The organism is Streptomyces sp. RLB3-17 (assembly GCF_007113425.2).
GTDB classification, from domain to species: domain Bacteria; phylum Actinomycetota; class Actinomycetes; order Streptomycetales; family Streptomycetaceae; genus Streptomyces; species Streptomyces mirabilis_D.
Window position 1 is genome coordinate 11,437,803 of sequence record NZ_CP041610.2, and the last position, 25,478, is coordinate 11,463,280.

At 67.8% G+C, this 25,478-nt stretch carries 24 protein-coding genes and 3 pseudogenes; 14 read left to right on the forward strand and 13 right to left on the reverse strand.

Translation table 11 applies throughout. The features are described 5' to 3' along the window. Positions 1–74: 74 nt before the first annotated feature. From FNV62_RS51615 to FNV62_RS51635, 5 genes are all read left to right on the forward strand, one after another. Complete coding sequence (locus tag FNV62_RS51615; protein ID WP_164331903.1) at positions 75–1,211, forward strand: NACHT domain-containing protein; 1,137 nt, start codon at positions 75–77, stop codon at positions 1,209–1,211. A 111-nt stretch (positions 1,212–1,322) separates the two neighbouring features. Further along, entirely contained in the window at positions 1,323–2,048 is a 726-nt protein-coding gene (locus FNV62_RS51620; protein WP_143630289.1) for a hypothetical protein, read from the forward strand. Between the two features lie 331 nt (positions 2,049–2,379). Beyond that, on the forward strand, positions 2,380–2,730 hold the full coding sequence (locus tag FNV62_RS51625) for a nuclear transport factor 2 family protein (protein ID WP_143630294.1): 351 nt from the start codon (positions 2,380–2,382) through the stop codon (positions 2,728–2,730). A gap of 1,209 nt (positions 2,731–3,939) precedes the next feature. Beyond that, positions 3,940–5,376 (forward strand): hypothetical protein, encoded by a 1,437-nt coding sequence (locus FNV62_RS51630; RefSeq protein WP_205522493.1) that lies wholly within the window; start codon positions 3,940–3,942, stop codon positions 5,374–5,376. Positions 5,377–5,484: 108 nt separating this feature from the next. Then, a complete protein-coding gene (locus FNV62_RS51635; protein WP_225900943.1) occupies positions 5,485–6,306 on the forward strand; it encodes an IS5 family transposase in 822 nt (273 codons plus the stop codon). Positions 6,307–6,720: 414 nt separating this feature from the next. On the opposite strand, the gene FNV62_RS51640 is transcribed toward FNV62_RS51635, so the two are convergent. Together FNV62_RS51640 and FNV62_RS51645 are read right to left on the reverse strand one after the other, a co-directional pair. Continuing rightward, a complete protein-coding gene (locus FNV62_RS51640; RefSeq protein ID WP_143630296.1) occupies positions 6,721–7,509 on the reverse strand; it encodes an ABC transporter permease in 789 nt (262 codons plus the stop codon). Continuing rightward, a complete protein-coding gene (locus FNV62_RS51645) occupies positions 7,509–8,243 on the reverse strand; it encodes an ABC transporter ATP-binding protein (RefSeq protein ID WP_143630298.1) in 735 nt (244 codons plus the stop codon). The genes FNV62_RS51640 and FNV62_RS51645 overlap by 1 nt, the downstream gene beginning before the upstream one ends. Before the next feature lie 126 nt (positions 8,244–8,369). Here FNV62_RS51645 and FNV62_RS51650 point away from each other — a divergent pair, with 126 nt between their 5' ends. Together FNV62_RS51650 and FNV62_RS51655 are read left to right on the forward strand one after the other, a co-directional pair. Then, the gene (locus FNV62_RS51650) at positions 8,370–9,386 is read left to right on the forward strand and encodes a sensor histidine kinase (protein WP_143630300.1); all 1,017 of its coding nucleotides are present in this window, start codon (positions 8,370–8,372) and stop codon (positions 9,384–9,386) included. Next, positions 9,383–10,039, forward strand: coding sequence for a response regulator (locus FNV62_RS51655; RefSeq protein ID WP_143604798.1), 657 nt, complete (start codon positions 9,383–9,385; stop codon positions 10,037–10,039). The genes FNV62_RS51650 and FNV62_RS51655 overlap by 4 nt, the downstream gene beginning before the upstream one ends. Before the next feature lie 613 nt (positions 10,040–10,652). Here FNV62_RS51655 and FNV62_RS58285 read toward each other — a convergent pair. The 4 genes and pseudogenes from FNV62_RS58285 to FNV62_RS51670 form a co-directional block, all read right to left on the reverse strand. Further along, positions 10,653–10,811, reverse strand: a pseudogene (locus tag FNV62_RS58285) (MFS transporter); the annotation flags it as partial. 7 nt (positions 10,812–10,818) lie between these two features. Further along, positions 10,819–11,271, reverse strand: a pseudogene (locus FNV62_RS51660) (ArsI/CadI family heavy metal resistance metalloenzyme). Between the two features lie 457 nt (positions 11,272–11,728). Continuing rightward, entirely contained in the window at positions 11,729–11,869 is a 141-nt protein-coding gene (locus tag FNV62_RS51665) for a hypothetical protein (protein WP_164331904.1), read from the reverse strand. 190 nt (positions 11,870–12,059) lie between these two features. Next, positions 12,060–12,356 (reverse strand): hypothetical protein, encoded by a 297-nt coding sequence (locus tag FNV62_RS51670; protein WP_143604799.1) that lies wholly within the window; start codon positions 12,354–12,356, stop codon positions 12,060–12,062. 846 nt (positions 12,357–13,202) lie between these two features. On the opposite strand from FNV62_RS51670, the gene FNV62_RS51675 reads away from it, so the two are divergent. Continuing rightward, positions 13,203–13,946: an SOS response-associated peptidase gene (locus tag FNV62_RS51675; protein WP_097282009.1), complete on the forward strand. Its 744-nt coding sequence runs from the start codon at positions 13,203–13,205 to the stop codon at positions 13,944–13,946. Between the two features lie 113 nt (positions 13,947–14,059). Here FNV62_RS51675 and FNV62_RS51680 read toward each other — a convergent pair whose 3' ends face one another. Beyond that, positions 14,060–14,689, reverse strand: a complete 630-nt coding sequence (locus tag FNV62_RS51680) for a TetR/AcrR family transcriptional regulator (protein ID WP_097282008.1) — start codon at positions 14,687–14,689, stop codon at positions 14,060–14,062. A 195-nt stretch (positions 14,690–14,884) separates the two neighbouring features. Between FNV62_RS51680 and FNV62_RS51685 the strand changes: the two genes are divergently transcribed. The 3 genes and pseudogenes from FNV62_RS51685 (at position 14,885) to FNV62_RS51695 (ending at position 17,141) form a co-directional block, all read left to right on the forward strand. Continuing rightward, positions 14,885–15,847, forward strand: a complete 963-nt coding sequence (locus FNV62_RS51685) for a zinc-binding dehydrogenase (RefSeq protein WP_164331978.1) — start codon at positions 14,885–14,887, stop codon at positions 15,845–15,847. 72 nt (positions 15,848–15,919) lie between these two features. Continuing rightward, a pseudogene (locus tag FNV62_RS51690) lies at positions 15,920–16,328 on the forward strand (IS982 family transposase); the annotation flags it as partial. A gap of 276 nt (positions 16,329–16,604) precedes the next feature. Then, a complete protein-coding gene (locus FNV62_RS51695; RefSeq protein WP_143630302.1) occupies positions 16,605–17,141 on the forward strand; it encodes a hypothetical protein in 537 nt (178 codons plus the stop codon). Positions 17,142–17,548: 407 nt separating this feature from the next. Here FNV62_RS51695 and FNV62_RS51700 read toward each other — a convergent pair whose 3' ends face one another. The 6 genes from FNV62_RS51700 to FNV62_RS51725 all read right to left on the reverse strand — a co-directional run bounded on the left by FNV62_RS51700 (position 17,549) and on the right by FNV62_RS51725 (position 23,070). After that, entirely contained in the window at positions 17,549–18,826 is a 1,278-nt protein-coding gene (locus FNV62_RS51700) for a vanadium-dependent haloperoxidase (RefSeq protein ID WP_164331905.1), read from the reverse strand. Between the two features lie 72 nt (positions 18,827–18,898). Next, positions 18,899–19,240, reverse strand: coding sequence for a hypothetical protein (locus tag FNV62_RS51705; protein WP_225900717.1), 342 nt, complete (start codon positions 19,238–19,240; stop codon positions 18,899–18,901). 286 nt (positions 19,241–19,526) lie between these two features. Beyond that, a complete protein-coding gene (locus tag FNV62_RS51710) occupies positions 19,527–19,949 on the reverse strand; it encodes an ATP-binding protein (protein WP_225900718.1) in 423 nt (140 codons plus the stop codon). Positions 19,950–20,588: 639 nt separating this feature from the next. After that, complete coding sequence (locus FNV62_RS51715) at positions 20,589–21,368, reverse strand: anti-sigma factor family protein (RefSeq protein ID WP_143630307.1); 780 nt, start codon at positions 21,366–21,368, stop codon at positions 20,589–20,591. 25 nt (positions 21,369–21,393) lie between these two features. After that, positions 21,394–21,996 carry a sigma-70 family RNA polymerase sigma factor gene (locus FNV62_RS51720; protein ID WP_143630309.1) on the reverse strand — a complete coding sequence of 201 codons (603 nt, stop codon included), beginning with the start codon at positions 21,994–21,996 and terminating at the stop codon, positions 21,394–21,396. A gap of 480 nt (positions 21,997–22,476) precedes the next feature. Next, the gene (locus FNV62_RS51725; protein WP_143630311.1) at positions 22,477–23,070 is read right to left on the reverse strand and encodes a TetR/AcrR family transcriptional regulator; all 594 of its coding nucleotides are present in this window, start codon (positions 23,068–23,070) and stop codon (positions 22,477–22,479) included. A 110-nt stretch (positions 23,071–23,180) separates the two neighbouring features. On the opposite strand from FNV62_RS51725, the gene FNV62_RS51730 reads away from it, so the two are divergent. From FNV62_RS51730 to FNV62_RS51740, 3 genes are all read left to right on the forward strand, one after another. After that, complete coding sequence (locus tag FNV62_RS51730) at positions 23,181–24,191, forward strand: NADP-dependent oxidoreductase (RefSeq protein ID WP_186003254.1); 1,011 nt, start codon at positions 23,181–23,183, stop codon at positions 24,189–24,191. A 392-nt stretch (positions 24,192–24,583) separates the two neighbouring features. Next, complete coding sequence (locus tag FNV62_RS51735) at positions 24,584–25,066, forward strand: nuclear transport factor 2 family protein (protein WP_143630313.1); 483 nt, start codon at positions 24,584–24,586, stop codon at positions 25,064–25,066. 175 nt (positions 25,067–25,241) lie between these two features. Continuing rightward, positions 25,242–25,442 (forward strand): hypothetical protein, encoded by a 201-nt coding sequence (locus FNV62_RS51740; RefSeq protein ID WP_225900719.1) that lies wholly within the window; start codon positions 25,242–25,244, stop codon positions 25,440–25,442. Positions 25,443–25,478: the final 36 nt, after the last annotated feature.

Here is a 25,478-nt window from a genome sequence, read left to right on the forward strand (position 1 = left end):
CGTTGTGGGTCGCGCACCGTTTTCACCTTGGGGCGGCCGCGACGGCAGCGTCACTGTTGCCTACACTGGCTCCGTTGTTCTTGTCCTGGGTGACCTTCCGCTCGGGTGCTGAACGTGCTGCCGAGCAGCCGCTGGAGGACATTGCAGAGCATCTGGCACAGGCCGTGCGGAATCAGTGGGAGACCGAGGTCCAGGTGCGGCGCGTGAACGATCCGTATCCCATGACGGTGAGGTGGAGGGCTGCCCCGGACGATCTGGTCGAATCCTGGCCGCTGCTCCAGGCGACTGCTGGCGACTGGCCTGGAGAGCTGGGCAGCGCTTCTGAGGAGTGGGCGAATTCGCCAGCAGAGTTGGAAGGCTCTGGGGCGGAAATTACGCGAGTATTCACAGAAAGGGTTCCTACTCAGCGACTTCTGGTACTGGGAGGACCTGGCGCGGGAAAGACAGTCCTTCTGTCACGGCTGGTGTTGGGTCTGCTTCACCGACGGATGACGAGCGCTGCCGGCCCGCACACCAGTGCCGTTCCAGTGCTGTTTCCGCTGGCGACGTGGAATCCCACACGACAGGATCTCTACGCCTGGATGGCGGAGCGGCTCGCCTCGGACTATCCCACCCTGGCTGAGCCTGCACCCAAGCGGTACGGGCAGATTGATCGCGCCCGCGGTCTGCTTGGCCGCCGTCTGATCCTCCCCGTCTTGGACGGCTTCGACGAGATTCCTACGCCCCTTCGCGCGGCAGCTCTCAGCGCGATCAACGAAGCACTTCCCATGGGGCATCCCGTCGTCCTGTCCAGCCGAGTCGGCGAATACCGGGAGGTGCTGTACCCCCACTTCGGCTTGCCGGCCAGGCTGGCCGGAGCAGCAGGCATTGAGCTACGTCCTCTGGACGCCGAAGATGTCGCAGCCTACTTGCGGCGCGATGCCGGAGCCGGCGGATACGCCGCTGACCGCTGGGGCCCTGTGGCTGCTCAGCTGGGTACCGCAACTCCCCTCGGCGAGGCATTGCGCACACCGCTCATGCTCTTCCTGGCCCGCGCCATTTACAACCCGCGCCCTGGCGAGAGCTCCCACGGCTTGCCCAGCCCTGGAGAACTCTGCGATACGTCGCGCTTTTCCACCCGTGTCGCCGTCGAGCGCCACCTCTTCTCCGCGTTCATCGCAGCTGCCTACCGCTCCCATCCCCGCTATCCATGCCCGTGGACGCCTCAATAGGCCCAGAGAACTTTCGTCTTTCTCGCGCGCTACCTTCACCGCGTCCATAACGCCACCCCTGACCTAGCCTGGTGGCAGCTACGACGAGCCGTTCGACGCAGCATCCCCGCGATGGTCACCCAGGCGATGTGCCTATTTCTCAGCGTCGTGTTTATGGACATCGGCTTCATGATCGCTCCGGATGCCGACAACAGGATTTGGGCCCTGCTCGTCGGACCCATCCTCGGTGTCTTCGCCGGGATCGTCCTCGCGGTGCCGGGCTGGTTGGCTTTCGACGAAGAGCCACGTCGTCCTGCATCGGGAATGCGGTGGGCGCCGAACTGGCCGGGGGCGGCCCTCGCGGTAGCCACCACTGTCCTACTGGTCGCACCCGCCAGGCTGCCCCTTGCCTCGGCCGCGACAGTCGGACTGGGCGTGTGTATTGCCTTCGGGCTGGGAGTCACTTCAGCCGACACTGCCGTGGCGGTCGGCCCTGTGGCGCTCTGGTCACGGGACAGACGCGTCTTCTGGACTCTCACTCTCGGAGTCGCAGCCTCTGCGGGACTCGGTCCGTGGATACTCCTCGTCTTGAGCGGTGCAGACGCAGCGGGCCAAGCGGCTGTGCTGGCGGGTGCCCTATGGCTCGGCCTGACCATCGCCTTCACAAGGACGGCCTGGGGCTCATTTTCAGCGGCCAAGTTTCACCTGGCCTCCCGCCATCGAATTCCTCGCAACCTCATGGCATTCCTCGCCGACGCTCACCAGCATCGGGGTGTGCTGCGGCAAGTTGGAGCGGTTTACCAGTTTCGGCATATTGACCTGCAACGTCATCTCGCCAGAGCTGGGGATGATGGCTGATCACTGATTGACACGGGTCGGTGCAGAACAGGAGCGCAACCATTTCGCTCGGGCTTGGTGACATCGCCTTCCTCCTCGATCGGCGGCCGCGCCCCGTACGCCCCGCTTGATCTGCGCCCTGACGACACTTTCAGCCGCTTCCTCTTCGGCCGCGGCCTGTTTTGGGCCCGGATGGAAAAGGGGTTCCTGTCGATCCTGCCGCAGTGGGACGCTCTCGGTTGCTGCCCGGGCTGCCTCGATCAGTCCAGGTTCCCATCCTGCGAGTTGGTCGCGCAGGTCGGCGCGATGGCGTCGATCGGCTCCCTGAGGGCCCCACGAAAGCAGGACGACCATGAGTGACGCCCAGCGGCTTTGGAACGACTACGCCGCCTGCTGGTCGGCCGACCCCGCCGACCGGCTCGGCGCCCTCGGCGCGGTCGCGGTGGACGAGGTCGCCTACCGCGACCCCGGGACCGAGGTCGGCAGCCTGACCGAACTCGCTGCCTACATGGCTGGCTTCGCCCAAGCCTTCCCCGGCCACCGGTTCCGCATCGACGAAGTGCTGGAGCACCACGACCGCTCCCTCGCCCGCTGGACCCAGCTCGGCGGGCAGGACGAGACTGCGTCGACCGGCGTCAGCGCCGCCCGCCACCACGAAGACGGCCGCCTCGCCGACATCACCGGCTTCTTCCTCCCGGCCTAGCTGGACGAATGATTTCGAGTTATGGACAGGGTTGGAGGCTGTCCGTTGTCCACGACTGTCGGGTGCGGAGGCGCAGCCGGTCACGGGCTCTGCGGGAGGGTTGGTGGTGCACGTGGTTAGCCCGCCCACCGTCCCGTGAAGCCCGCCCATGAAGATGGTGCGGGCAGACACCTATCGCCTGCCCGCACCCGACAACCTGCCCTGAAGACCGCCGAGCGCGTCGCGATCGCCTACGGCGCCACCCTGGCGGTCCGGAACACGCCGCTCACACTGGCTGTAAAGGCGGTGCGGAGGAGTCCAGTGGTGATAGACGTGCGTGAGGAAGGGGCCTCCCGCAACGCACCCAGGCCGATGGCCGAGCTGCGCCACTTCACCATCGGAGCCCTCCGCCTGGCCAGCCACACCAACATCGCAGCCTGCCTCCTGTGTCACGCCCAGAACTCAACCACCCACTCGCCACGCTGGGCATCATGTGCTCACCGGACCAATCGCCCGAACGACGCCGTCCTGGAGTGTAGAAGGCGTTGATGCATTCAAAGAGCGATAGGTTCGACTTGGACCGGGTCGCGAAAATGAGGCAGCGGACACACTCGGTCCTGACCACTATCCACAGGGTCTCCGCCAGGGTGTTGCCGAACGATTACCCCACCGAGTCCATGAATGCCAGGGAATCGTCGCAACATTAAGGTTGTGAGCCGCACCTCCTTGGTGTTGGCTCCAATGACCCAGGCCGTGTGTCGGCTTCAATGGCCAGGCCGCATGTGATTACATCGTGGCGGCGAAGGTGAGGGCGATGGTAATTGATCTGCGCACTCGCACCTATCGGCTATCTGGCGGCATGTGCGCAGTGTTGTACCGGCGCGCCGGGAACCCTGCGTCTTGAGCAGACCGCTTATGAGGGAGGCGTGGTGGCAGGCTGATCAGGTGACGGCGGCGCACTCGCCTACCCCTCACTTTCTATTTCAACCCCTGACCTCTCCGGCGCACATGAGTGGATGGAAGGTCAGTCCCGGTCATTCGAGTAGCGTGGACCCTTCGATCCCGGGTGATGGCGTACATCTATTCCACAACGACGGGATTCGATTGGTGAAAGATAGCAACGACAATGCGCGTGCGGGACGAGTGCGAGGGAACTTGAGTAGGCGACGCCTTCTTCAAGGGACAGCGGGCACCTTCGGTGCCGCTCTAGCATCCGCCGGCATCTACGAGATGATCGACGGCATTGCGAAACCACCGGACCGGGCCGCTGTCGCCGACATTCCACCAATTCAGGAACAATACATCCTGCAGAATGAGCAGGTCGTCAAGGTCGATGGCTCTGGCGTGAAGAGTAGCAACGGCACGGTTGCGGTCCGGGTGCCAGCCCTGCACGATCATGTCATTACCGCAAGGCTGAATGTGCCAGCGAAAGCCAAGGAGTTGCAGGAGGCGCAGCACCACCTCGAGTCCGCCCTCCTAGAGCTGGAACGCAAATTTCCGCCCACTCCCACAGGAGTGGCCACCACGGTAGCCTGGGGACTTTCCTACTTCCAGCACTACATCCCAACCCTGGGCAAGACTTCAGGCTTCTTCAAGGCGGGAACACCTTACCCAGCGTATCTGCCGGTCGATTTGATGACCTCCAAGACGGAGGGCCGTACCGTATATGCACTGCAGGAGGCCAGGACGTTCCCCAGCGACCAGCCCCCACCTGGTTTCGGGCCGGTCCGCTTGGAACAGAATGACGTGGCCGTACTGCTCCGCAGTGACTCGCTCGCCAACATCAAGGCAGCCCAAAACGCCCTCTTCGGGCCCGGAAGCAACCAGGCGGGCAGCCTGTTCAAGGTGACGAGTATCCGCCAGGGCTTCTCCGGGGGCGGTTTCTACGGGCAGCAGAGCCTGCCGAGCAAGCTGGCGCTCGCAGCTGGTATCCCCGGTGCAGCGTCGATTCCTCGACAGGCGCAGGGCTTCCTCGGCTTCGCCACCACCCTGGACTCAAATATGGGACCCGGAAACATCGCCAATCTGGAGACCCTGCCTGGCTTCACCAATCAGTGGCCCAATGGTTACTTCAAACAGGGGACCACAATGCATCTCTCACACCTGTTTCAAGATCTGGTGACCTGGTACGAACAGAACTTCCCTAAGTACGCGGATCGCGTCCAGGCGATGCTCCAGCCCGGCCTCTGGCCCGCGCCGGGTACGCTTGCCCTCCAACCGCCGGGGCAGAGTGAGGCCGAAGTGGCGCAAGGGGTGCAGCGGTACCACGCCTACGGCCACACCGGGAGCATGTCAAACGTGGACAGCACCACATCAACGACGACCAGCAATTACGGGAAGGCCTACCCCACGGGGACGACCATCCCCGTGCGCGGCGATTTTGACACACTGGACAATCCGTTCCACTACACATCCGATCCGACGGCAGACCACTACAGCAGGAAGCCGGCGGCCGGGTTGCACTTCATTTCGTTCCAGCCGACGATTGCATTCTTCAATCTCGTTCGGCTCTCGATGGACGGCCACTATCCCGATATGACACTCCCGGTCGCACCGCGCAGCCCACACGCCGGCATCAACTCGGTCCTGCAAACGACCCACAGGCAGAATTATCTGGTTCCACCACGTCGCCATCGCTCCTTCCCTCTCGCTGAGTTCCTTGTCTGAGGCCGTGTTTGAGATCTGCCGTGTCTCGTTGCTGAAGCGCTCGTTGAGCTTGCGGTGAGCAGTGTTGGGGGTGGGTATCCGTCGGACCTGACGGATGAGCAGTAGGCACTGGTGGAGCCGTTGCTCCCGCCAGCGCGGGTGGGCCCGAAAGGTGGTCGACGGGAGAAGCATCCGCGGCGGCGGATCCTCGACGCGATCTTCTACGTGGTGCGGACTGGGTGTGCCTGGCGGCAGCTGCCGAAGGACTTCGCGCCGTGGCCGACGGTGTACTGGTACTTCACGTGGTGGCACGACGACGGCGCCGTCGAGCGTATCCATGACGCCCTGCGCAGCAAGGTCCGTGAAGCCGACGGCCGCGACGCGGAGCCGAGCGCGGGCCTGATCGACTCCCAGTCCGTCCGCACCGCGGATACCGTCCCCGCTGCCACCAGGGGCTTCGACGCGGGCAAGAAGGTCAAGGGCCGCAAGAGGTGCATCGTCACCGAAACCCTCGGCCTGCTCCTGGCTGTCCACGTCGTCGCGGCAAGCGTCCAGGACCGCGACGGCGCGAAGCGGCCGCTGTTGTGGACCAGGCTCGACCACCCCGAGGTCCGGAAGGTCTGGGCCGACCAGGGCTTTGCCGGCCGCCTGGTCGACTGGGCCACCCAAATCCTCGGCCGCGAGCTGGAGATCGTCCGCAAGGATCCCGACCAACGCGGCTTCCAGGTCCAACCCAAGCGCTGGGCGGTGGAACGCACCTTCTCGTGGCTCACCGCTCACCGGCGCCTCGCCAGGGACTACGAGACCAGCGTCGCCCACTCGGAGACCATGATCCGCTGGGCAATGATCGGCATCATGGTCCGCCGACTCACCCGCGGCTGTCCCGCCGCGCGGCCTGGCCCCAAGCCGTTGATCCAGGTGAGGTCGCACGCCGGTACTGTCCGGGCGTGACCAGTGATGCTGCTGCCCCAGGTGGGGCCTGGAATGGCGCCGCGGTGCGCTCGCGTGTTGCCGCAATGACCCTGGAAGACCCCGAACGTTGCCGCTTCGGCGCTTCTCACCACGGGTACCGGCTTCACGCGCCCCTGGCGGAGGAGTCGATCCGACACTGCGAGCAGCTGCACAGCATCACTCTTCCTGCTACCTACCGAAGCTTCCTGAGCACATGTAGGTTCGCATTTCGCGTGTCCCTTTCTCGTTGACGATCGCCTTTGTCCGGCCCAAGGGACAGGGCGATGAGACGCACTCTGTTTTGATCGTTTACGTGTCGGGGTGCTGCTCTGCGCTGCCGCCACGCTCTGGATCCCGCTGGGTGATGGTCTGCCATGGGGGTCGGAAGCGTCCGCCGCCGGTCGGGCGGAGTGTCTATGAGGCGTCGCGAGTGAAACGCCAGGCTCCGTAGGTGAGGGCGAGTGCGAGGTAGAGGGCGAGGTCGAAGAGGGCGAAGGAGAGGGAGGGGGTGCGTTCCGGGTGGAGGGGGTGTGGGTGGAGCTGGCCGAGGGTGTCCGCGGCGTTGCTGAGCATGAGCTTGCTGGGCAGGGAGGACCAGCCTTCGACGGCTTTGGCTGCGCCGTAGCCGAGATAGACCAGGGCGAATAGCGCGGCGATGGCTCCGGCGGTGTGTCGGATCACGGCCCCGAGGCCGTAGCCCACGACGGTGACGACGAACAGGTAGAGCCCGGCACAGGACACGGCGCGAAGTACGCCTGGAGTGCCCAGGCCGACGTCGAGGTGCTTCTTGGCCAGGACGGCCTGTCCGATGAAGAAGCTGGTGAACGCGGTCAGTTCGCCCAGCAGCAGGGCGAATCCGCCGATGACGAGGGTCTTGGCGGTGTAGGAGAGCGCGCGCCGGGGTGTCGCGGTCAGCGTCGAGCGGATCAGTCCGGTGGTGTACTCGCTGCTGATGCCCAGTACGCCGAGGACGCCGAAGGCGAGGACGGCGAAGGCGAAGCCGGAGAGTGAGTCGCCCACCGGGTCGAACTGGGCCCGGTCGGCCGTCGTCATGTGCGGCCAGGCGTTGGCGGTGTGCGCGACGTCCATGATGCTGAGCGCCAGGCCGAATGCCACGGCGATGAGGGCGGTGATCCAGGTCGAGCGGAGGGAGCGCAGCTTGATGACCTCGCAGGCCATGGCGCCTGTCAGTGCGGTCGGCATCAGTGGCCCGTCCCTTCGGTCCGGTATTCCACGGCGGATTCGGTGAGGTTGAGGTAGGCGTCTTCCAGTGAGGCTCCGGCGGGAATGAAGTCGGTGATCGGGACATCGGCGAGCAGACGTCCTCGTCCGATGACGAGAAGGTGGTCGACAGTGAGTGCCATCTCGCTCATCAGGTGGCTGGAGACCAGGACGGTGCGTCCTTCGCCGGCCAGCGACCGCATGAGGCTCCGGATCCACCTGATGCCCTCCGGGTCCAGGCCGTTGGCGGGTTCGTCGAAGATGAGCACGGGCGGGTCGCCGAGCAGGGCGGCGGCGATGCCCAGGCGCTGCTTCATGCCGAGCGAGTAGGTGCCAATCCTGCGTTGGGCGACGTCGGCGAGGCCGGTGAGGGCGAGTACCTCCTCGATTCGGCTGCGTCGGATGTGGTTGGTGGCCGCGAGCGCGGCGAGATGTGCCCGCGCCGTACGGCCCGGGTGGACGGCCCCGGCGTCAAGGAGCGCGCCGACGCGGCGCAGCGGCTGTTCGGCCCGGCGGTAGGGCACGCCGTCCACCAGGGCGCGGCCGGCGTCCGGGGTGTCCAGGCCGAGGACGGCCCGGATGGTGGTCGACTTCCCCGCACCGTTGGGACCGAGGAAGCCGGTCACGCGGGCGGGCTGGACCTCGAAGGTGAGGTCGTCGACGGCGACCTTGCGGCCGAAGCGTTTGGTGAGGTGTTCGCATCGAATCACGTCCATGACGATGCCGGGACGGGCAGGACGCTTCATCTGCCCGCAGGCAGGTCTTTTCGGGCCCGGGTCTGCCGTACGGCATAGGGCCCGCGGACGATGTGGGCATGACCGGCAGGCGCATAGGCTCAGGTCGTGGAACGGAAGACACATGCGGCCCCGGAGTCGTTCCGGCCCTATTGGCCGGAGGCTCTTGCTGTCCTGTCGTTGGCGGTGTGCGGCCTGGCGCCATGGCATCCGCAGGCGATCTTCTGGGGCGGGTTGCCGCTCGCCTTCGCGCTCTTCTGCGTCACGTCCCTGCGCCCGGCCCGCAGCGCGGGAATCGCCCTGGCCGCGGCCCTGGCGATGGCGGTGTCCACCGGCCTGCCCAGGTTCGAACACACCGGGGCCGTGGTGCCCTTCGCTCTGCTCTTCGCCGTCGCCTGGGCGGTGGGCTTCGCGGTCGGCCAGCGGCGCCGGTATCTGCACACGCTGGTGCGTCAGGAACGCGACCGCGCCGATCGGGAGGCGGCTGCGGAACGGCTGCGGATCGCCCGCGAGTTGCACGACAGTATCGCCCACTCTATGAGCGTGATCTCCGTCCAGGCATGCTTCGGCCGTCTGGTGCTCGACGACCGTCCCCAGGACGCGCGCAGCGCGCTGGAGGCGATCGAGACCACCGGCCGGGAGACTCTCGTCGAGCTGCGCCGCATGCTCGGCGTGCTGCACGACGACACCCACGACGCGGGCCGGGCCCCCGCCCCAAAACTCGCGGACCTGAACCGTCTCACCGAACGGACCCGGCGTCCCGGCCTGCGGATCGACCTCGCCGTCACGGGGCACGTCAGGCCCCTGCCCCCAGGGCTGGAGGCAGCCGCGTACCGGATCGTCCAGGAAGCGCTGACCAACGTGGTCAAGCACGCCGACGCGAGCAACGCGCACGTCACCGTCGCATACGGACCCTGCGAGCTGACCCTCACGGTGACCGACGACGGCAGCATCCGGCCGGCCCCGGGCCGCACCGGGCGCGGGCTGCCCGGGATGCGTGAGCGCCTCGCCCTCTACGGCGGCATCCTGCAGGCGGGACCGGCCGCGACCGGCGGGTTCCGGGTGCGGGCCAGCATCCCCGTGGACGGGCCGCAGCCCAGTGCTGCGGCGCGGGAGCGGCCGTGACCATCCGGGTCCTGGTCGCCGACGACCAGCAGCTGATCCGCATCGGCCTGGCCGGAATCGTGGACACCGCCCCGGACCTCAAGTCGATCGGCAGCGTCGCAACGGGCCGGGACGCCGTCGCAGCCGCCGCCGAACACCGGCCCGACGTCGTCCTGATGGACGTGCGGATGCCCGAGATGGACGGCATCGAAGCCACCCGCCGTATCACCGCCGCCGGCCACGCTCGTGTCCTGATGCTCACCACCTTCGACCTGGACGAGTACGTCTTCGGCGCACTGCGTGCCGGGGCCAGCGGCTTCCTCCTGAAGGACGCTCCGCACCTCGACCTGTTGTCCGCCGTCCGCACCGTCGCCCAGGGCGAGGCGCTGCTCGCGCCGCGCATCACCAAACGGCTCATCGCGGCGTACGTCAACAGGCCGGCACAGCCACCGCGCGGTCAGACACCGCTGCGGCTGCCCGAGGCCGTCACCACCCGTGAACGCGAAGTGCTCCTGCTCGTCGCCGAAGGACTCACCAACGCCGAGATCGCCGAACGGCTGTACATCGGCGCGGGCACGGTGAAGACCCATGTCGCCCGGCTGCTGACCAAACTCGATGCCCGCGACCGCGTCCAACTCGTCATCCACGCCTACCGCAGCGGCCTCACTGGCTAGTCCGCCCAGCCCACGCCCCCCGAAAGCCCAAGATGGTGAGACACGACGCCGTGGCCCGCAAATGAGACAAACCGCAAGTACCCAGGTCGCCACAGCGGAGCGGGACATTCCAATTGAGGGCCTACAGCACAGTCGCGGACGGTGGAGCGGGGCCGGACTACGGGCTCTTGGGCCTGGCAGAAGAAGTAGACGAGGAAGAGGCCCTGCACGATCTTCGGGCAGAGTGTCTGCATGTGGGCTTTCTGGCGAGTGCGTTCGCGCACACCACCGAATGGCATGGACCGGGCCGGGAAGGCAACGCTGACTACTCCGTCGCGGGGACACGTGTCCTCGGCGAGTCTGGTTGCGGCACCTTCTCCCGCCTGGTCATCGCGGGGAGTAATGCCGGACAAGTGTGGCTCGATGACCGCGCCTGGGGTGGTCTCACCCCAGGACCAGACTTTCGCGAGTGGTACACCGCATGGCTGGCATCCCAGTAGATCTCAAACGCGGTCTGACGCAGGGCCGAAATCCCGAAGGTCTCGCCGACGTCGTGCTCACCGGCCTTCTCAGCTGGTGACGCCCCCCCAGCGCGGTGCCCGACGACGGCCGTGATCGGCTGGCCGTGGTGAGGCCAGCCGGTGGCGGCGGTGATCTGGGGTTCAGTACGGGAGAGGCGTAGTAGAGGATGCGCCAGCTGGTGATCTGGGTGGCGCACAGGGCAGGCAGCGCGGCGCGACCGTGACCGGACCCCCGTGCCAGTCGCGGCCCCGCTGGTGTGGAGTTCGGTCATCGGCGGATCAGCAGCAGCCGACCGCGGGGGCCGCTTTCGCGTCCGTCCCGGTGGGGGCCGCGCAGCAGGCGCTGCCCTGCTGTTTGGCCAGGGACTCGGCGTCGGCCTTGACGACGTAGACCTCCCACGGCTCCTGGCCCCGGCCGTGGACCTAGACCTTGTCCTGCACGGCGTAGCAGCAGGTGGTGTCGTTCTCCACGTCCGTTGTCAGGTCCTGGTCCGCGAGTCGGGTGGTGTCCGGGTGGACGGCTTCTGTGGATTCGACTTCGACGCCGAGGTGGTCCATCCGTGTGGCCTCGCCCTAGGTGCCTTCGATCAGGACGAGCTTGAGCGGGGGTTCGGCGATGGCGAAGTTGGCGTATCCGTCGCGGAGTTTGGCGGGTTCGGTGCCGAACAGCTTGCTATCGAGGCGAAGACCGAGGGCCGACGCCCACCAAGCCGAGCACCGAAGCCGAGGAATCGGGCGACAAGGGCGTCGACCTGATGGCCGCCCTCCAGGAAAGCGTCCGCAAGGCCCAGGCCGCGCGACGAGGACGCCGGCGGCGATGCCGAGGTCCACGAGGTGTCGAAAAGGCCAGCGGCCAGGAAGCCAGCGTAGAAGACACCCGACAAGAAGACCGCGAAGAAGACCGCGACGGCAAAGAAGCCGGCCCGACGGCAGCGGGGCGCCTAGGACGACGTTCCGCCGGGATGGCGCAGCCCGGAGTGTCCGACGGCACGGCGCCCGGCCCAAACAAGGCCGTCGTCCAGGACGGAGCCCGCCGCTGCACGGTGAAGTGCCGTCTGAACTCCTGATCAAGAGGATTCTGCGCAGCTGCTCGGTCGCCTGGTCAGCTCGCCGTGCTGGCCGACTCCTGCTCGCGGTGGTGCTTGAGCGCATCGCGGGCGGCCTGTACATCGTCGGGAGCGAACTCGGTTCAGTACGGGTGGCACACGAGAACCTCAGCGAGTTCGAGTTTTCTCGCCCGCAGCCGGGCGATCTCCGCGGCGTCCTCCGGGTCCCAGCCGGGCGAGGCGGGACGGGACGCCGGCCGCACGCGTTCTCGTGCGTCTCCCACGCGTCCATCGGCTCCACCGACCACGGCACCTTTTCGAAGAGAGCTCGGAGGTCGACGCGGACCTGATCAAGCTCGTTCTGGGCGTCGATCAGCAGCGGGGGAAAATTTGTACCTTGCCACGCCCCTAGGTTACGTCTGTTCGAACCGGATCTCCGCCCGCCCAGGGCGGATTGCGGCAGCTCCTGCGCCTTCATGATGTCCCCGCACCGGCTGGTGGATCGGCTGCTGATGTCTCTGTGAGTGGTTGCGCGGGCGTATCGGTGGCCGGGGTCTGGCTGAAGTAGGCGAGGACATCGGTGGCCTGTGCTTCCCGGAGGGCTCTCCGTTCGTGGGGCCCGCGCAGGAGCTTGTTCCACGCGTCGACGAGCTGTGTTGCATGGCCGATCCCGACGATGATGACCACGACACAGCTGCCCCACCAGGGGGCGCCCGCCACTGCTCCGAGCAGGCCGCCCGTGATGCCGCTGGTGACTGCGGGAGCGTTCATGCCACGCACCGGGCGGTGCAACGGCTGCAGAGCCGGCCTGCGCCGCCTTCGCGGGACACGCTGAGTGGACGCGAGAGCACGTCAGGGCTCCTCGGATACGGAGGAAGACGATGGCGGACACCTGCCTGGTGTCGTCCGCGGGGGAGCGCGCCGCGCGGTCGGCCATACGGCTATCTGTGATGAGAGCGTCCCTGATGAGCTGAAAGCCCCGCCCGAAGGTGACGTGCTGCCAACGTACTGAGCATCCCGCATGCCGTTCCCCCTCCGCTTGGCATGAGCGTTCCCGGACACCCCGACCTACGACCAGCAGCGGGCCGGTAGCGGAGAGCGCTATGACGAGACCCCCTCCTGCGGGCCGCACATTGAGAACGTAAGGAGCCGGCACCCTGCGGGAGATGGCAGAGCTGTTGAGGGGCGCAGCCCTGGGAGGGTGGGATCACGGGAGGACTCCGGAGGAGATCGGGAGCGCGGACGAACGCGCAGAGGAAACAGGAAGCGGGCTGCCACTGGTCGGCCATGAGCACGATGAGGCAGCCGACGGATATCCGCGCAACTGCGGGACCGGGAGGACACTGCCACTGACTGGCCCTTCATCCGATGGTGCTGACCTGCGGATTCTCCGCAGATCGAAACCTGGGTGGGCCTCGAAGTGGCACTAGCGAGTCGATTGCCCGAGCGGGCTCTGCCACGGCCACCTTGCGAAGGGCCGCCCGATACTTCATCGGCGGGCTACTCACGCAACGTCTGGAGGCAGCCTCGGGACTGCCTTGCAACGCCGAGGTGCACGGTCCGACACGGGCCACCGAACGGCGCTGCGGTCGGCGCCGCCGGTGGCACAGTGGTGCCATGTGCGGCCGCTACGTCTCCACCCGCAGTCCCGAGGACCTGGTCCAGCTCTTCCAGGTCACCGACTGGCGTGCCGAGGAGGCGCTGGCGCCGAACTGGAACGTCGCCCCGACCGACAACGTGTGGGCCGTCCTCGAGCGCATGCCGCGCGACCAGACCGATGCCACCGTGGTGGAGCGGGAGTTGCGTCCGCTGCGCTGGGGTCTGGTGCCGTCCTGGGCGAAGGACATGAAGATCGGCGCGCGGATGATCAACGCGCGGGTGGAGACCGTGCACGAGAAACCCGCCTACCGCCGCGCATTCGCCAAACACCGCTGCCTGCTGCCGGCCGACGGCTTCTACGAATGGGAGCAGGCCAAGGACCCCGGCACGGGCAAGGCCCGCAAGCAGCCGTACTTCATCCATCCAGAGGACCAGCAGGTGATGGCGCTCGCCGGCCTGTACGAGTACTGGCGCAACCCGGAGGTCAAGCAGGACGACGACCCCGCCGCCTGGTTGACGACCTGCACCATCATCACCACCGAGGCCACCGACACGGCCGGCCGGGTTCACCCCCGCATGCCGCTCGCCCTCACACCGGACCACTACGACGCATGGCTCGACCCCCACCACCAGGACCCCGACGAACTGCGGGCGCTGCTCACCCAGCCCGCCAACGGCCACCTGGACGCCCGGCTCGTCTCCACCGCCGTCAACAACGTCCGCAACAACGGCCCGCAGCTCCTCGACGCGTTCACTGCGTAGGTGTTGTCGCTCGGCGGCCGAAGGCGCTTCTGAAGCGCGCCGCGATATCTAGATGATCTATTCCAAGGGGTTCGGTGGTTCGTGCGTCGAGCGTGGATACCGCTCGCTCACGGTCAGGCGCTGTCCGGTGCTGCAGAGATCAGTCGTGCCGCTGGTGGTAGCGGTGCGTGCTGAGGGCAGGCTTCGAACGCCTGGATCGCCAACGCTGCGAAGCGTCGGGAGGCCATGACCTGGGTGTCGGTCGATCTGGTGTGGATCCCCTTGTTGGCCATGAGGATGAGAATGAGGTCGTCCAGGACGAAGTCGGACCGCAGGTGCCCTGCGTCCTTGGCCCGCTGGGCCAGTCCCGCGACCGCTTTCACCGTGTACTCCCGGCCCGCGACATCCGACGCCCCTGGGAAGGTCGACATGAAGGCTTCGCTGAAACCCCGATCCCGCGCGTGCAGCTCACAGATCTTCTCGATCACCAGGCAAAGGCCACGCCACGGATCGGGATCGGCGCACCCGTCGTCGACGATGGTGCGACATGCGCGCAACTGGTCCGCGAAGGCTTCGGTGGCCAGCACCTGCTTGGTCGGAAAGTGACGGTACAAGGTGGCAGGTCCGACCCCCGCGCACCGGGCGATCTCCCGCATCGGCACGTCCAGGCCGTCGGTGGAAAACAGTGCCCGGGCCGCGTCGAGGATGCGCTCGCGGTTGTCCAGCGCGTCGGAACGCAGGGTGTGAGGCAAACGGTCGATCATGCTCTCACTTTACCTAAACGGACGGGGGCGTCCGTTAGCGTTCAAGGCGTAGCAGCTCACCGAGATCAGCGGGGGCGCACAGCACCGGAACCGAACCCCTGCCGCGCCGTGAACCCCCTCCCGCCGTTGGCGGCGATCGGCGGCGGGTACTGAGCACGACCGCACTTGATCGGTCCGAGAACATGGGAGACGACACTGAAGGCAATCGCGATCCAGACGTACGGAGGTCCTGAAGGTCTGGCTGTTGTCGACCTGCCGGCTCCCGCACCTGCTGCCGGACAGGTGGTGATCGCCACCGAGGCCGTGGGCGTCGGTGGAGTCGACACTGTGATCCGAAGCGGGGCCCTGGCCGCCTACGGCTTCAAGGAGGGCCACATCCCGGGCAGCGAGGTGGCGGGCACCGTGACCGCGGTCGGTGACGGCGTCGACGCCTCGTGGATCGGCGGGCGGGTGTGGGCCTTCACCGGCACCGGCGGAGCCTACGTCGAACAGGCCCTCGCACCGGTCGAGGAGATCGTCCTCCTGCCCGTGAACCTGTCCGCAGTCGATGCGGTGACACTCGGCAGTTCCGGCGTGGTGGCCCACTTCGGGCTCCGCCACGCCCACTTCGCCCCCGGGGAGACGGTCCTGGTGCGTGGTGCGGCCGGTAGCATCGGGATCATGGCCGTGCAACTCGCCGCTCGCGGCGGCGCCGCCGCGGTGGCGGTCACCACCTCCTCGGCCGAGCGCGGCGAGCAGCTGCGACGCCTCGGCGCGACCCACGTGCTGGACCGCTCCGGTGACGGAGGGGAACCAGCTCCCGCGGGGTATGACGTCATCATCGACGTGGTGGCCGGCAAGGACATGCCGTCGTTCTTCGACCGGCTCAACCCGAACGGCCGCATGGTGGCCGTGGGCGCGGTCGCAGGCCAGCCACCGGCGGACTTCGGCACGAAGATCATGGCGGCGTTCCAGAAGTCGATGTCCTTCGCCGCTTTCAGCGCAGCCACCGTCACCGGAGCCGACCGGCGTGCCGTGCGGAGCGAGCAGTTCGCCGCAGCGAGCCGGGGTGAGATCGAAACAGTGGTGCACGAGGTGCTGCCACTGGACGCAGCCGTGCTGGCGCACCAGAAAATGGACGCGGGCGAGGTCTTCGGCAGGATCGTGCTGACACCGTAGTCGAAGGTACCCACGCCGGGATTGCCACTGTCACCCCTGCTCAGTCGAGGCGAGGGAGTCCAATGTCGGTGCGTGAAGAAAGAGTTGGACTCCCTCGCGACCGCGCTCTACGTGAAGACCGATGATCTGCTGAAGGGTTCGCCGCAGTGCGGGCCATGCGGCCGGCCGTGGGCATCGCGCCGCGGCTCAGCGACGCCGAGTTGGTGACCCTGGCGATGATGCAGGCCATGCTCGGCTTCACCTCCGAGGCACGGTGGCTGCGGCACGCTCACGCCCACCTGCGGTACCTCTTCCCCAACCTGCTCAAGCAGCCCGGCTACAACAGGCGCCTGCGCAAGTCCGCAGACCTCGTCCGCCACGTGACCCGCACGCTGGCCCGGGACACCACATTGTGGAGCGACGACGTATCGGGCGTGGACTCCACGCCGGTTGAGTGCGGCCGTTCCCGTGAGACCGTCAAGCCTCCGACCTGGCCGGATGGGTGCTGGTCAGGCTGCCAGGCCATGTCCGGGGCGATGTAAGTGGTGGGGTCCGCGGGGGTGCCGTCCTGGCACTCCAGGCAACTGCGAGTGTGCGCAGTGGTACTGGGGCAGTGCGGTTGTTCCGGAGGTGCGCTATTCCAGGCCCGTTGCTCGGTTTGCGCGCGTTCCGATTCGGATTGCCCGGCGCGGAGGGTTATGGCGGCGGTCACATTGGCGGGGCTTGATCGGCGCGGGTTGAGGTGACGCGTTCAAGGTCCGATGCGGGGTGGGAACGCGTGAACCGGAAACAGCTGTGGTTGATGGTCAGCGGCGTCACGGCAGCTGTCGCGCTGCTTTCTGCTTGCACCGGTTTCGACGATGCAGCGGGTCCGGAGTCGTCTCCGCCGGCGAGTGGCTTCGCGGCCAAGTCCGCGAATCCGATGTCCGAGAAGGTGGCAACGGTCGAGAAGGTCAAGTCCGCTGTGGAGTCGAGGCTTTCCGTGCACGAAGAGCGATTTGGCTCTGGTGGCAATTCGCTCTGCTCAACGGCGTCGCCCAAGATGTTCACGCAGGAGTGCGGCGTCGCGGCGAAGGCGACGAGCGAGGATGCGTCGTTTGCCCTGACGCAGATCAGTGGCCGGGACGGCTTCGCCACCCTGCGCTCGGTCGCGGAGAAAATCGAGAAAGCCGCCGTTACGTATCAGGAGCTGGGCTGCGCGACGAACCCGGCGGAGGCTGCCACTCGCCATGCGTGCCTGGAGCCGGCGGCTGTCCTCGCCCAGGGATTCCCGGACCTCCGTGACGGCGCCAACCTCGGCCTGGCTGGCAAGTAGCCGCGCCCTACCTGCGGCGGCAGTGGTCACTCGGCTGTGAGCTGCGTGGGGATGCGGTCGGCGGTTCGAAGCTTCTGCAGACCCGGGGGTGTTGAGGCACCTGCGGGGACTCCGAGCGAGGCCCCCGATTGCGGGTCCGCCGACAGTGACATGGGCAGGCCCGCGCTCAGCGACGTGGGGCGGCCGGGCGGGTCCGACCGCGACAGTCATTCAGTCAGTGCGTCGCGGTGATAGGAAGCCAGGACTTCTTATGGGCGGACATCCGGCCTGCCGGCCAGCAGCTGCGGGCCCTCGGCGCGGAGGATGGCCGCTCTCTGAGCGTGGTCCGAGCCAGTGGTACCCGATGCGCCGGGACCACTGGCTTCTGGTCACTGCCATGGTGTGAATGGTTGTCGCGCGGCGGGGGGTCAGAGATGACGCGCCACGAAATCGGCCACCTGGGTGCCGAGTTGCTGGCCCGCGCGGTTGTCGAGGGAGGTGTGCTGGCCGGACCAGATCCGGCTGAGCCACGCTTCGGTGGCGGCGTCCTGGAAGCCGGCGAAGGTTCGGGTGGCGCCCTTCGATGTCACCGCGAGATGGTGCCGCGCACCGTAGAACCCAGCGAGCGTCGTTGCCGCAGCTTGGCTGAGAGCGCCGTGAGCGCCGGGATATGACGGATCGGGTGCGGTCGGCAGCAGGGGGGTCCAGTTGGGATCGCCGACGATGCTCGGGTTGTAGTGCGTACCGCCGAGCCGGATGGCGTTCACGGGCCGCCATACGCGGTAGGCGTACTTGGCGTCGTACATCGCGATTGTGGTGTCGGCGAGGGACAGGTCGAGCCGGGCGAAGACCTTCACCGCCTTCTCCAGGCTCGCGTTCTGGGAGGTGACAAGGCCCTGCGCGACCTGGTTCCAGACGTTCCAGACGGGTGCCGCCGCCCAGAACTTCGCGGCTGCCGTCTGATCGGGGGTGCGGGTGGTGCTGGTCTTGCTCCCCAGGCTCTTGACCTCGTTCAAGGCGGTGGCGTAGGCGGCGCCGCTCACGGCCGGCGGCGGTGCCGGGCGGAACTGGCGTCCGCTGGCCAGCACGAACGGCTTGACCGAGCCCCAGTTGGTGAACACCGGTGCCGGGAACTTGGGAGGGGTGGGCCGGTAGTCACCGGCCTTGTTGCCGGGGCGGAACCGCGGCGGCTCGGCTGAGGACCCGTCGTTGGACCGCAGGCTGATCAGTCGGCGGGCGACCGCGGCTCCCACACCAATGCCCGCCTGCTTGCCCGGGACGTTGGGAATCGCGGACAACTGGCTGCTCAGCCGCTGGTCCACGCCTGCGCGCTTGGCCGGGTACAGGGCGACCAGCACATCGTGGGCCGCCTGGTCCGCTGCGGCATCCGCACGAGCGCCTCCTGGCGCCGACACCGAGAACACGTAGGCGGGGCCGGCCCGGGTGATCGATACCACGGCGTCGTACTCGGCGGCCTGGAGAAGCGCGAAGCTGCGCGTGGGTTGGACGCTGGACGGCTGCGCCTTCGGATCGCCGAGGATGGTGATGAGCTCGCGGTTCCACTCCACGACCGACATCCCCGACCCCGTCGCGACGGTGCGCAGGGCCGGCGGGTGAGCGGCGGTGGACCCGAAGGCCGGGCTGGTGAGTCCGGCTGCCAGCACGGTTCCGGCAAGTATGGCGAGTGTCTTCTGCTTTCCACCCATGTTCTGTGGCTCCTTGTCACTGGTGGTGGGCTGTGGCAACTGGCGGTCATGCACGTGGTTCATCTGGGCCAGCTACGCGGGCGTGATGGTGTCGGAGTGGTGCGGGCCGGCCGCCAGGTCGGGATGGCGGCGGTCGTGGCGGAGGAGTTGTTCGGCGGTTTCTGCGACCGGGCCGGGGCCGGGGTCGTCCAGGGCCATCCGGTCCATGAGGGCGGTCCGGCGTAGCAGCCAGGCGCGTTCGGCGGCCGTCGCATCGATTGGGGGCCGTGTGAGGGGCCTGGCCTGGCGGCCGTCGCGTTCGGCTCCGAGGGCGAGCACTTGGTGCATCGTGCGGCGCAGATCTGGCGCATTCGCATATGCCTCGTGCGGGGGCGGGGCGTCGATGCCCTTGCCGCTGTTCGGGGTGACGTCCACGCTCACACCTCCGCCGGTACGCAGGGACCGGCGCCGCACCGTTGACACAGCACCGTGTCGTGGTGGGGGCCTCCGTGATCGAGGGCCGATGGGTGTGCCGTGGACCGCATGGGTACGTGGACCGGGCCCGGGCGGCCGTCGATGGGGCACGGCTTGTGGGTCGCGAAGACCCACTCGGCGGGGGCGTCGGGTGACCCGGCGCCGTGGCCGCCCCCGGTAGCCCGTCGCTGTGCTGTAGTGCCGGCCCCGGCAGGGGGTCGCAGCTCGTGCGGAGCGTACGGTCCGGTCATGGCGAGCACCTCAGGCAGGCGCGGACTTCGCGGCCGCTGCGTGTCTGGCGGATCTCGGTCGACTGGGCGAGGTACTGGACGATGCCGGTGCCACGGCCGTGTTCGTCGGGGGCGATGTCGGGGCGATGGCGTTCCACGGCCGCGCCGGAGTCAGTGACCACAATGTGCAGAGTGTCGTGGTCGAGGGCGAGCAGCAGGGTCATGCGCTCATGGCCGTACTGGGCGGCGTTGGCGGCGAGTTCGTCGACGATGAGAACGGCGGAGTCCCGCTCGCTTGTGGGCACACTCCAGGTCTCCAGCAAATCGGCCGCGAAGTGACGGGCGGCGGAGACGTGCGCCTCCTGCGCCGGCAGGGTGCGCAGTGCCTGGCGGCGGCAGGGCCGGCCAAGCAGTGAAGTCGGGCTGGCGGAATCGGTCACAAACATGTTCTTGGCTCTTCTGTGGATTGGCTGAGACCGGAACGGGGTGACCGCAAATAATGTCGGGGGCGGTCGGTAGGCCGGATCCTGATCCTGCATGGGCGCGCTCATTCAGTTCCACGGACGACGCATGCCGGACGGTTCGACCTATTCGCCTCTTTTATTCGGATTCTTGCGAGTCATGTCAATGTCGGCGCCTGTCTGGGCTCAGCCGCTTCTGCCCAGAGCTCGCTGCCGCACTGCCGGACCGGGCACCGGCAGCTCGGTCCCCTCGCCCGTGGTCTTCCGGACGGCCCTGCGGGAGCGTCGCGCCGTAGAGCGGGACGGACATCCCTGCCCGCATCTCGGCTGGGCTGCGGTCCTCGGCGTGCAGACGTGCTGGATCCTCTTCTCCGGGCTGTACGGACTTCGGGGAAAAAGTAGAGTTGTGCACGCCCCGTCGGCCCACTCACCCGGTCCACCGGTCTTGAGGCCGCACGGGTGTTGTCGACTGCCCGAGGCCCCTCTCCGCTGAGGGCCCGGCCTTTCGAAGGCGACGTCTTCTTGGCCTCTTGTGCCACCATGCGCTCACGCCCGGCTGTTGTCGTCATGTCACTGGGCGGCCGGGCCGTCCCGTGACATGACCGCCACGGCCTGGCCTCACGCCCGAATGGTCACCAGCTTCTGACCGTTGCCTGCGAGGATCTCAAAGTGCTCGATGGCTCCCGGAGCCATGTCGACCGCCCCTGGGATCGTGGTGCCGGGAGGGTACTCGCCTGCCCGCCAGGTAGCGCCGTCCGCCCTGGCCCCGCCGGGCCCGACCGCCTGCAGCCGGCAGGTGATTCCGGCGGGTGCCTCCCTGGCGGAGATCTGCAGGAGACTGCCCCAGGCAGAGGGCGAGACCTTCACCGAGGCGGAGACACCGGTGGTGGGATCGCTTCCGGAGAAAGTGCGCCAGGTAGTCGACCCGGGTGGCTTCGCCTGACTGCCCACGGATCCGGCAGCCGCAAGCCACGTGCCGCCGGCCGCTGCCGCGATGAGCATCAGCGAGACTGCAGCGCCAGCCAGTTGCAGACGCCAGGACTTGCGGCGCCGGGCCGCGGCCTGCTGGAGCAGCCTCTCCAGCACACCCCCCTCTGGCGTCTGCGACACCGCGGGCACGGCGGGCCGTTCGGGCAGGGAGCCCTGCGCGCTTTCGGCTGCCCGTGCCACCAGCCGGTCGGTCAGGTCCCTGTCGGCCGTCGGCACCGTCTGGCCTGAGGCTTCGGCTTCGGTCACCGTCGTCAGCAGCGCGGGCAGTCCCGCCAGCTGGGCGTGTTCGGCCTGGCATTCGGTGCATGCCGCGAGGTGGGCGCGCACTTGTTCCATGTCGGCCGGGGGCAGCGTGCCCAGGACGTATCCACCCAGCGTCAGCCGGAGGGCGTCGTGCTCCGCACTCATGCTCACCGCCCCCTGCCCGCCACGGTCATGGCTCGATGCCCCGTTCCTGCAGCGCCAGCCGCAGGGCGTGCAGGGCGTAGTACGTCCGCGACTTCACGGTGCCCAGCGGGATGCCCAGCACCCGGGCGGCCTCCGTCATGGTCCGGCCCCGGTAGTAGGTCTCCAGCAGGATCGCGCGATGGTCCGGGGTGAGCGTCCGGATGGCATCGGCCACCGCCCAGCTCTGCAGTGCCTGCTCGATCTCGTCCTCGCCCGGTGCCTGCTCGGCGGCTCGCTCCAGCGCCTCGCCGCCGACCTCGGCCGGTCTGGCCCGCCGGGCCCGGTGGGCGTCGATGACCAGGTGCCGGGCCACCGTACACAGCCATGCCCGGGCCGGGCCGCGTGCCGGGTCGAACGCGGCGGGATGCTGCCACGCCCGCAGCAGCGTCTCCTGCACGACATCCTCCGCCCATTGCCAGTCTCCTGAGGTCAGTCGCAGCACGTAGTGGAACAGGGGTCCCGCGTGCTCCGCGTACAGAGTGCGCAGCAGTTCCTCGTCTGCGGTCGAAAGGGTCCCTTTACCAGAGACACGGTGCGCGGAGCGATCCGGATCGGTCCCTGGGTCACGCTTTCGGGAACTCCAGGACATAAGTCGATCATCGCGCATATGCGCTGCTTTATCCTGCACGAGCAGCTCGGCGCCACGGCTCGCCGACGACGGCAAGAACGGCGAAGACGGTGAAGAGGCGGTGCTGCAGGCCACCCGCATCATCCTGTGCCTACTGGCCCAGCGAATCGGCCAGCTCGCGGAACAGATCCAGGATTTGGACGGCCGCATCCGTCGGGCGGCGGGGTCGCGTTCGGCGACGTGCCGGGCGACCGCGTCGACCCTGGGGCGTGCGTACCGCTCCAGGGAGCGGTCGGAGGCGTGGCGGGAGCGGGCCAGCAGCATCGGGCTGGGCGTGCCGCCCTCGGCGTCGTGTGTCAGGGTGCTGTGGCGGATCCGGTGCAGTGTCCAGCCGTCGCGCGCGGCTCGATGCCGGTGCCCTTGACCGCCTTGGCGAACTCGGCGTCGAACCGCTCCTGCCGAGCGCGCGGCCGAGTTCGCTGGTCCGCGTGTGCGACGATTTCAGCTGCGGGCCCGAGGGCGGCGTTCCTCCTCGGCATCACTGCTCCCTGCGCTCGTCAGAATCGCGCTCGCGACAACCTCGAAGAGATGATCGGCACGTGGGGTGAGCGAGGGTTGATCGCTGAGCCACGCGAGCGCCGCTACCAGCGCGAACAGATCGGTGCCATCAATGTCGGTCCGCGCTATGCCCGCGGCCTGGGCGCGGGCGAGGAGCCGCGCCCCGGCTGCGCGCAGGGTGACGCACGAAGCGTGGAGTGCGGACTCGGTGTCCTCGATGGCGGCTGCCATCAGCACGGTCACGCCCCGATATTCGGTTGTCCACGCCACGCAGTCGCGTAGCCACGAAACGAGAGCGTCTTCGGGCGAGCTCGACGCGTCGAGCTCGCCTGCCTGTGCCGTCATCTCGTCGAAGCTCGTGCGGAGCAAGGCCTCGAGCAGCGCCTCGCGTGTCGGGAAGTGACGCAGCAGTGTCGCGAGCCCGACGTCGGCCCTGCGTGCGATGTCGCGCAGTGATACGTCGACGCCTTGCTCGGTGATGGCGGTGCCCGCGACTGCGAGCACGTGGTCGCGGTTCTTCCTGGCGTCGGCCCGCATCTGTCCCCTTGACTATCCGGATCAGTGGTCCATATATTCGGATCAGTGGTCCATTTATGTGGATCGCTGATCCGAATAAGCCTATCCCGCAGCGCGGGCAGGAGAAAACGATGCCGACACACACGATGAGGGCGGTCCGGCTCCATGAGCACGGCGGCCCTGACGTTCTGCGCTACGACGAGGTACCGATTCCCGAGCCGGGGCCGGGTGAGGTGCTCGTTCGCGTCCACGCGGCCGGAGTCAATCCTCCGGACTGGTACCTGCGCGACGGGCTGACCGCGATGCCCGGGGAGACGGAATCGACGGTCAGCCTGCCGGTGATTCCGGGGACGGACATGTCGGGCGTCGTCGAGGCCGTCGCCGCGGACGTGGACGGCCTCGCCGTAGGTGATGAAGTCTTCGGTCTTCTGCGTTTTCCCAGCTTCAACGGCAGCGCATACGCCGAGTACGTGGCCGCGCCCGCGTCGGACCTCGCACGCAAGCCGGCCGGCATCGACCACGTGCACGCCGCCGGGGCGCCCATGGCCGGGCTCACCGCGTGGCAGTTCCTGATCGAGGTCGGACACGATCACCCCTCGCCCTTCCAGGAGGCACGGCATCGCCCGACGGCACTCGACGCCGACACGACGGTGCTCATCAACGGCGCCGCTGGCGGCGTGGGGCACTTCGCACTACAGCTGGCGAAATGGAAGGGCGCACGTGTCATCGCGGTGGCATCGGGCGCGCATGCACCGTTCCTGAGCGAACTCGGCGCCGACCAGTTCATCGACTACACCAAGAGCCGTCCCGAGGAACTCGTGCACGACATCGACCTCGTTCTCGACACCGTCGGCGGCCCCGACAGCAAACGCTTCCTGCGCACGCTCAAGCGCGGTGGCGCCCAGTTCCCCGTACTTCCCGGGGATTTCGACGAAGAAGAGACCGTGAAGCTGGGCGTCACGGTCTCGAGCGCCCAGGTCCGCTCGAACGGCGCGCAACTCGCTGAACTGGGGCGCCTGCTCGACGCGGGCACAATCCACGTCGCGATCGACAGCACGTTTGCGCTCGCGGACGCGCGAGCCGCGCACGAACGCGCCGCCCGAGGGCACATCCAGGGCAAGATCGTACTCACGGTCGCTTAGGAACGAGCCGTTTCATAGGCACGTCCGGCACTCGCCCTCGGGGCACCGGCGGCCATCGAGACGCCGACGCGGAGAATTTGGGGCGCGCCTGGCGACCAGGCGGCCGCGATGCTCGCTGCGGCGAACCGAGCCGACCCGTGCGGTCGGCTCGGTTCGCCGCAGGAGATCGCCGAGACGGTCGCATTCCTGATGCCGGCGGAAGGGCGACATCACTGGCCGGGACATCACCGTCGCCAGCGGCAGCGGTCCGGCGCCCTGACGGTGGAGCGGTCGGTCGCAAGGCGGCGCACCGCTCATGTCACGTCCTCCGCCCTCCCGGCCACACCAGATGGCCGCTGTCGCTGTGCACGCCTGACCTTTCACCCGACAACCGAGCACGAGCGAGGCTTGATATGACGACAACTGCGGCTTTCGGCTGGGGAAGCAGCCACCTCAACACAACGCCGGCGGGAGAGGTGGATCTCGACCCTGCGGAGCGGCTCGCCGTCCAGCAGACGCTGGCACCCTACGTCTTCGCCCTGGACCACGGAGATCTGGTGACGTTGGCGGGCGTTCTGACCGAAGACGCCACCTGGACGGTCAACATCGCCGGTGAGGTCGAGCAGGGCCCCTTCGTCGGACGCGCGGCGATTCTCGACCTGGTGCGAGATGCAACGGAAGCGCAAACCGATCAGCGAAGGCACAACCTGATCAACATGGTCTTCCGCCGTGCGGACGCCGACACGGCAGTGGTGTGGGCCTACCTGATGCTGACGTCGAACGCGGGCGGGAGCGCGACCGTGATCGCGACGGGCTTCTACACGTTCACTCAGCAGCGTGCCGAAGGCGAGTGGCGTATCGCGAAGGTGTTCGTTGGTCTGGACAACGCCGCGTGAAGCTCAGCGACTACTGAGGTATCGGTGCAGGGCAACTGTGATGTCGCCCAGCCGGACCCCGCGGAGCGCCGTCCGGTCGGCAGTCCGCGGGCTTCCTTGGCGGCACGCGCGCCGGCGGCACGCGAAAGTTGACCCCCTCATCCCGCACCGCAGCGACACGGTCGACAAGGGTGCGTTGCCCGGCGACTACCGCAGGATCCTGGCGATCGTGCGGGAGGCCGACGGCCCGGTGCAGGTCAGGGCGGTCGGCGAGCGGCTGGGCCTGGACACTGCGGTGCGCGGCAAGCTGGAACCTTTGAGGGCGAAGATGACCAAGCTCGCCGACCGCGGCTGGCTGCACAAGCGGCCCGATGGGCGGTTCACCGCCCGCTCGTGACCGCGCGGACGCCATGGCGGTCAGGACAGTAACTGG

Bases quoted from the DNA above. Each gene is read 5' to 3' on its own strand.
- FNV62_RS51640 (WP_143630296.1), bottom strand. From the start codon at position 7,509: ATGCCGACCGCACTGACAGGCGCCATGGCCTGCGAGGTCATCAAGCTG.
- FNV62_RS51730 (WP_186003254.1), top strand. From the start codon at position 23,181: ATGCCGACACACACGATGAGGGCGGTCCGGCTCCATGAGCACGGCGGC.
- FNV62_RS51625 (WP_143630294.1), top strand. From the start codon at position 2,380: ATGAGTGACGCCCAGCGGCTTTGGAACGACTACGCCGCCTGCTGGTCG.
- FNV62_RS51720 (WP_143630309.1), bottom strand. From the start codon at position 21,996: ATGTCCTGGAGTTCCCGAAAGCGTGACCCAGGGACCGATCCGGATCGC.
- FNV62_RS51675 (WP_097282009.1), top strand. From the start codon at position 13,203: ATGTGCGGCCGCTACGTCTCCACCCGCAGTCCCGAGGACCTGGTCCAG.
- FNV62_RS51630 (WP_205522493.1), top strand. From the start codon at position 3,940: ATGATCGACGGCATTGCGAAACCACCGGACCGGGCCGCTGTCGCCGAC.
- FNV62_RS51700 (WP_164331905.1), bottom strand. From the start codon at position 18,826: ATGGGTGGAAAGCAGAAGACACTCGCCATACTTGCCGGAACCGTGCTG.
- FNV62_RS51680 (WP_097282008.1), bottom strand. From the start codon at position 14,689: ATGATCGACCGTTTGCCTCACACCCTGCGTTCCGACGCGCTGGACAAC.
- FNV62_RS51725 (WP_143630311.1), bottom strand. From the start codon at position 23,070: ATGCGGGCCGACGCCAGGAAGAACCGCGACCACGTGCTCGCAGTCGCG.
- FNV62_RS51620 (WP_143630289.1), top strand. From the start codon at position 1,323: ATGGTCACCCAGGCGATGTGCCTATTTCTCAGCGTCGTGTTTATGGAC.
- FNV62_RS51645 (WP_143630298.1), bottom strand. From the start codon at position 8,243: ATGGACGTGATTCGATGCGAACACCTCACCAAACGCTTCGGCCGCAAG.
- FNV62_RS51670 (WP_143604799.1), bottom strand. From the start codon at position 12,356: ATGAACGCTCCCGCAGTCACCAGCGGCATCACGGGCGGCCTGCTCGGA.
- FNV62_RS51715 (WP_143630307.1), bottom strand. From the start codon at position 21,368: ATGAGTGCGGAGCACGACGCCCTCCGGCTGACGCTGGGTGGATACGTC.
- FNV62_RS51735 (WP_143630313.1), top strand. From the start codon at position 24,584: ATGACGACAACTGCGGCTTTCGGCTGGGGAAGCAGCCACCTCAACACA.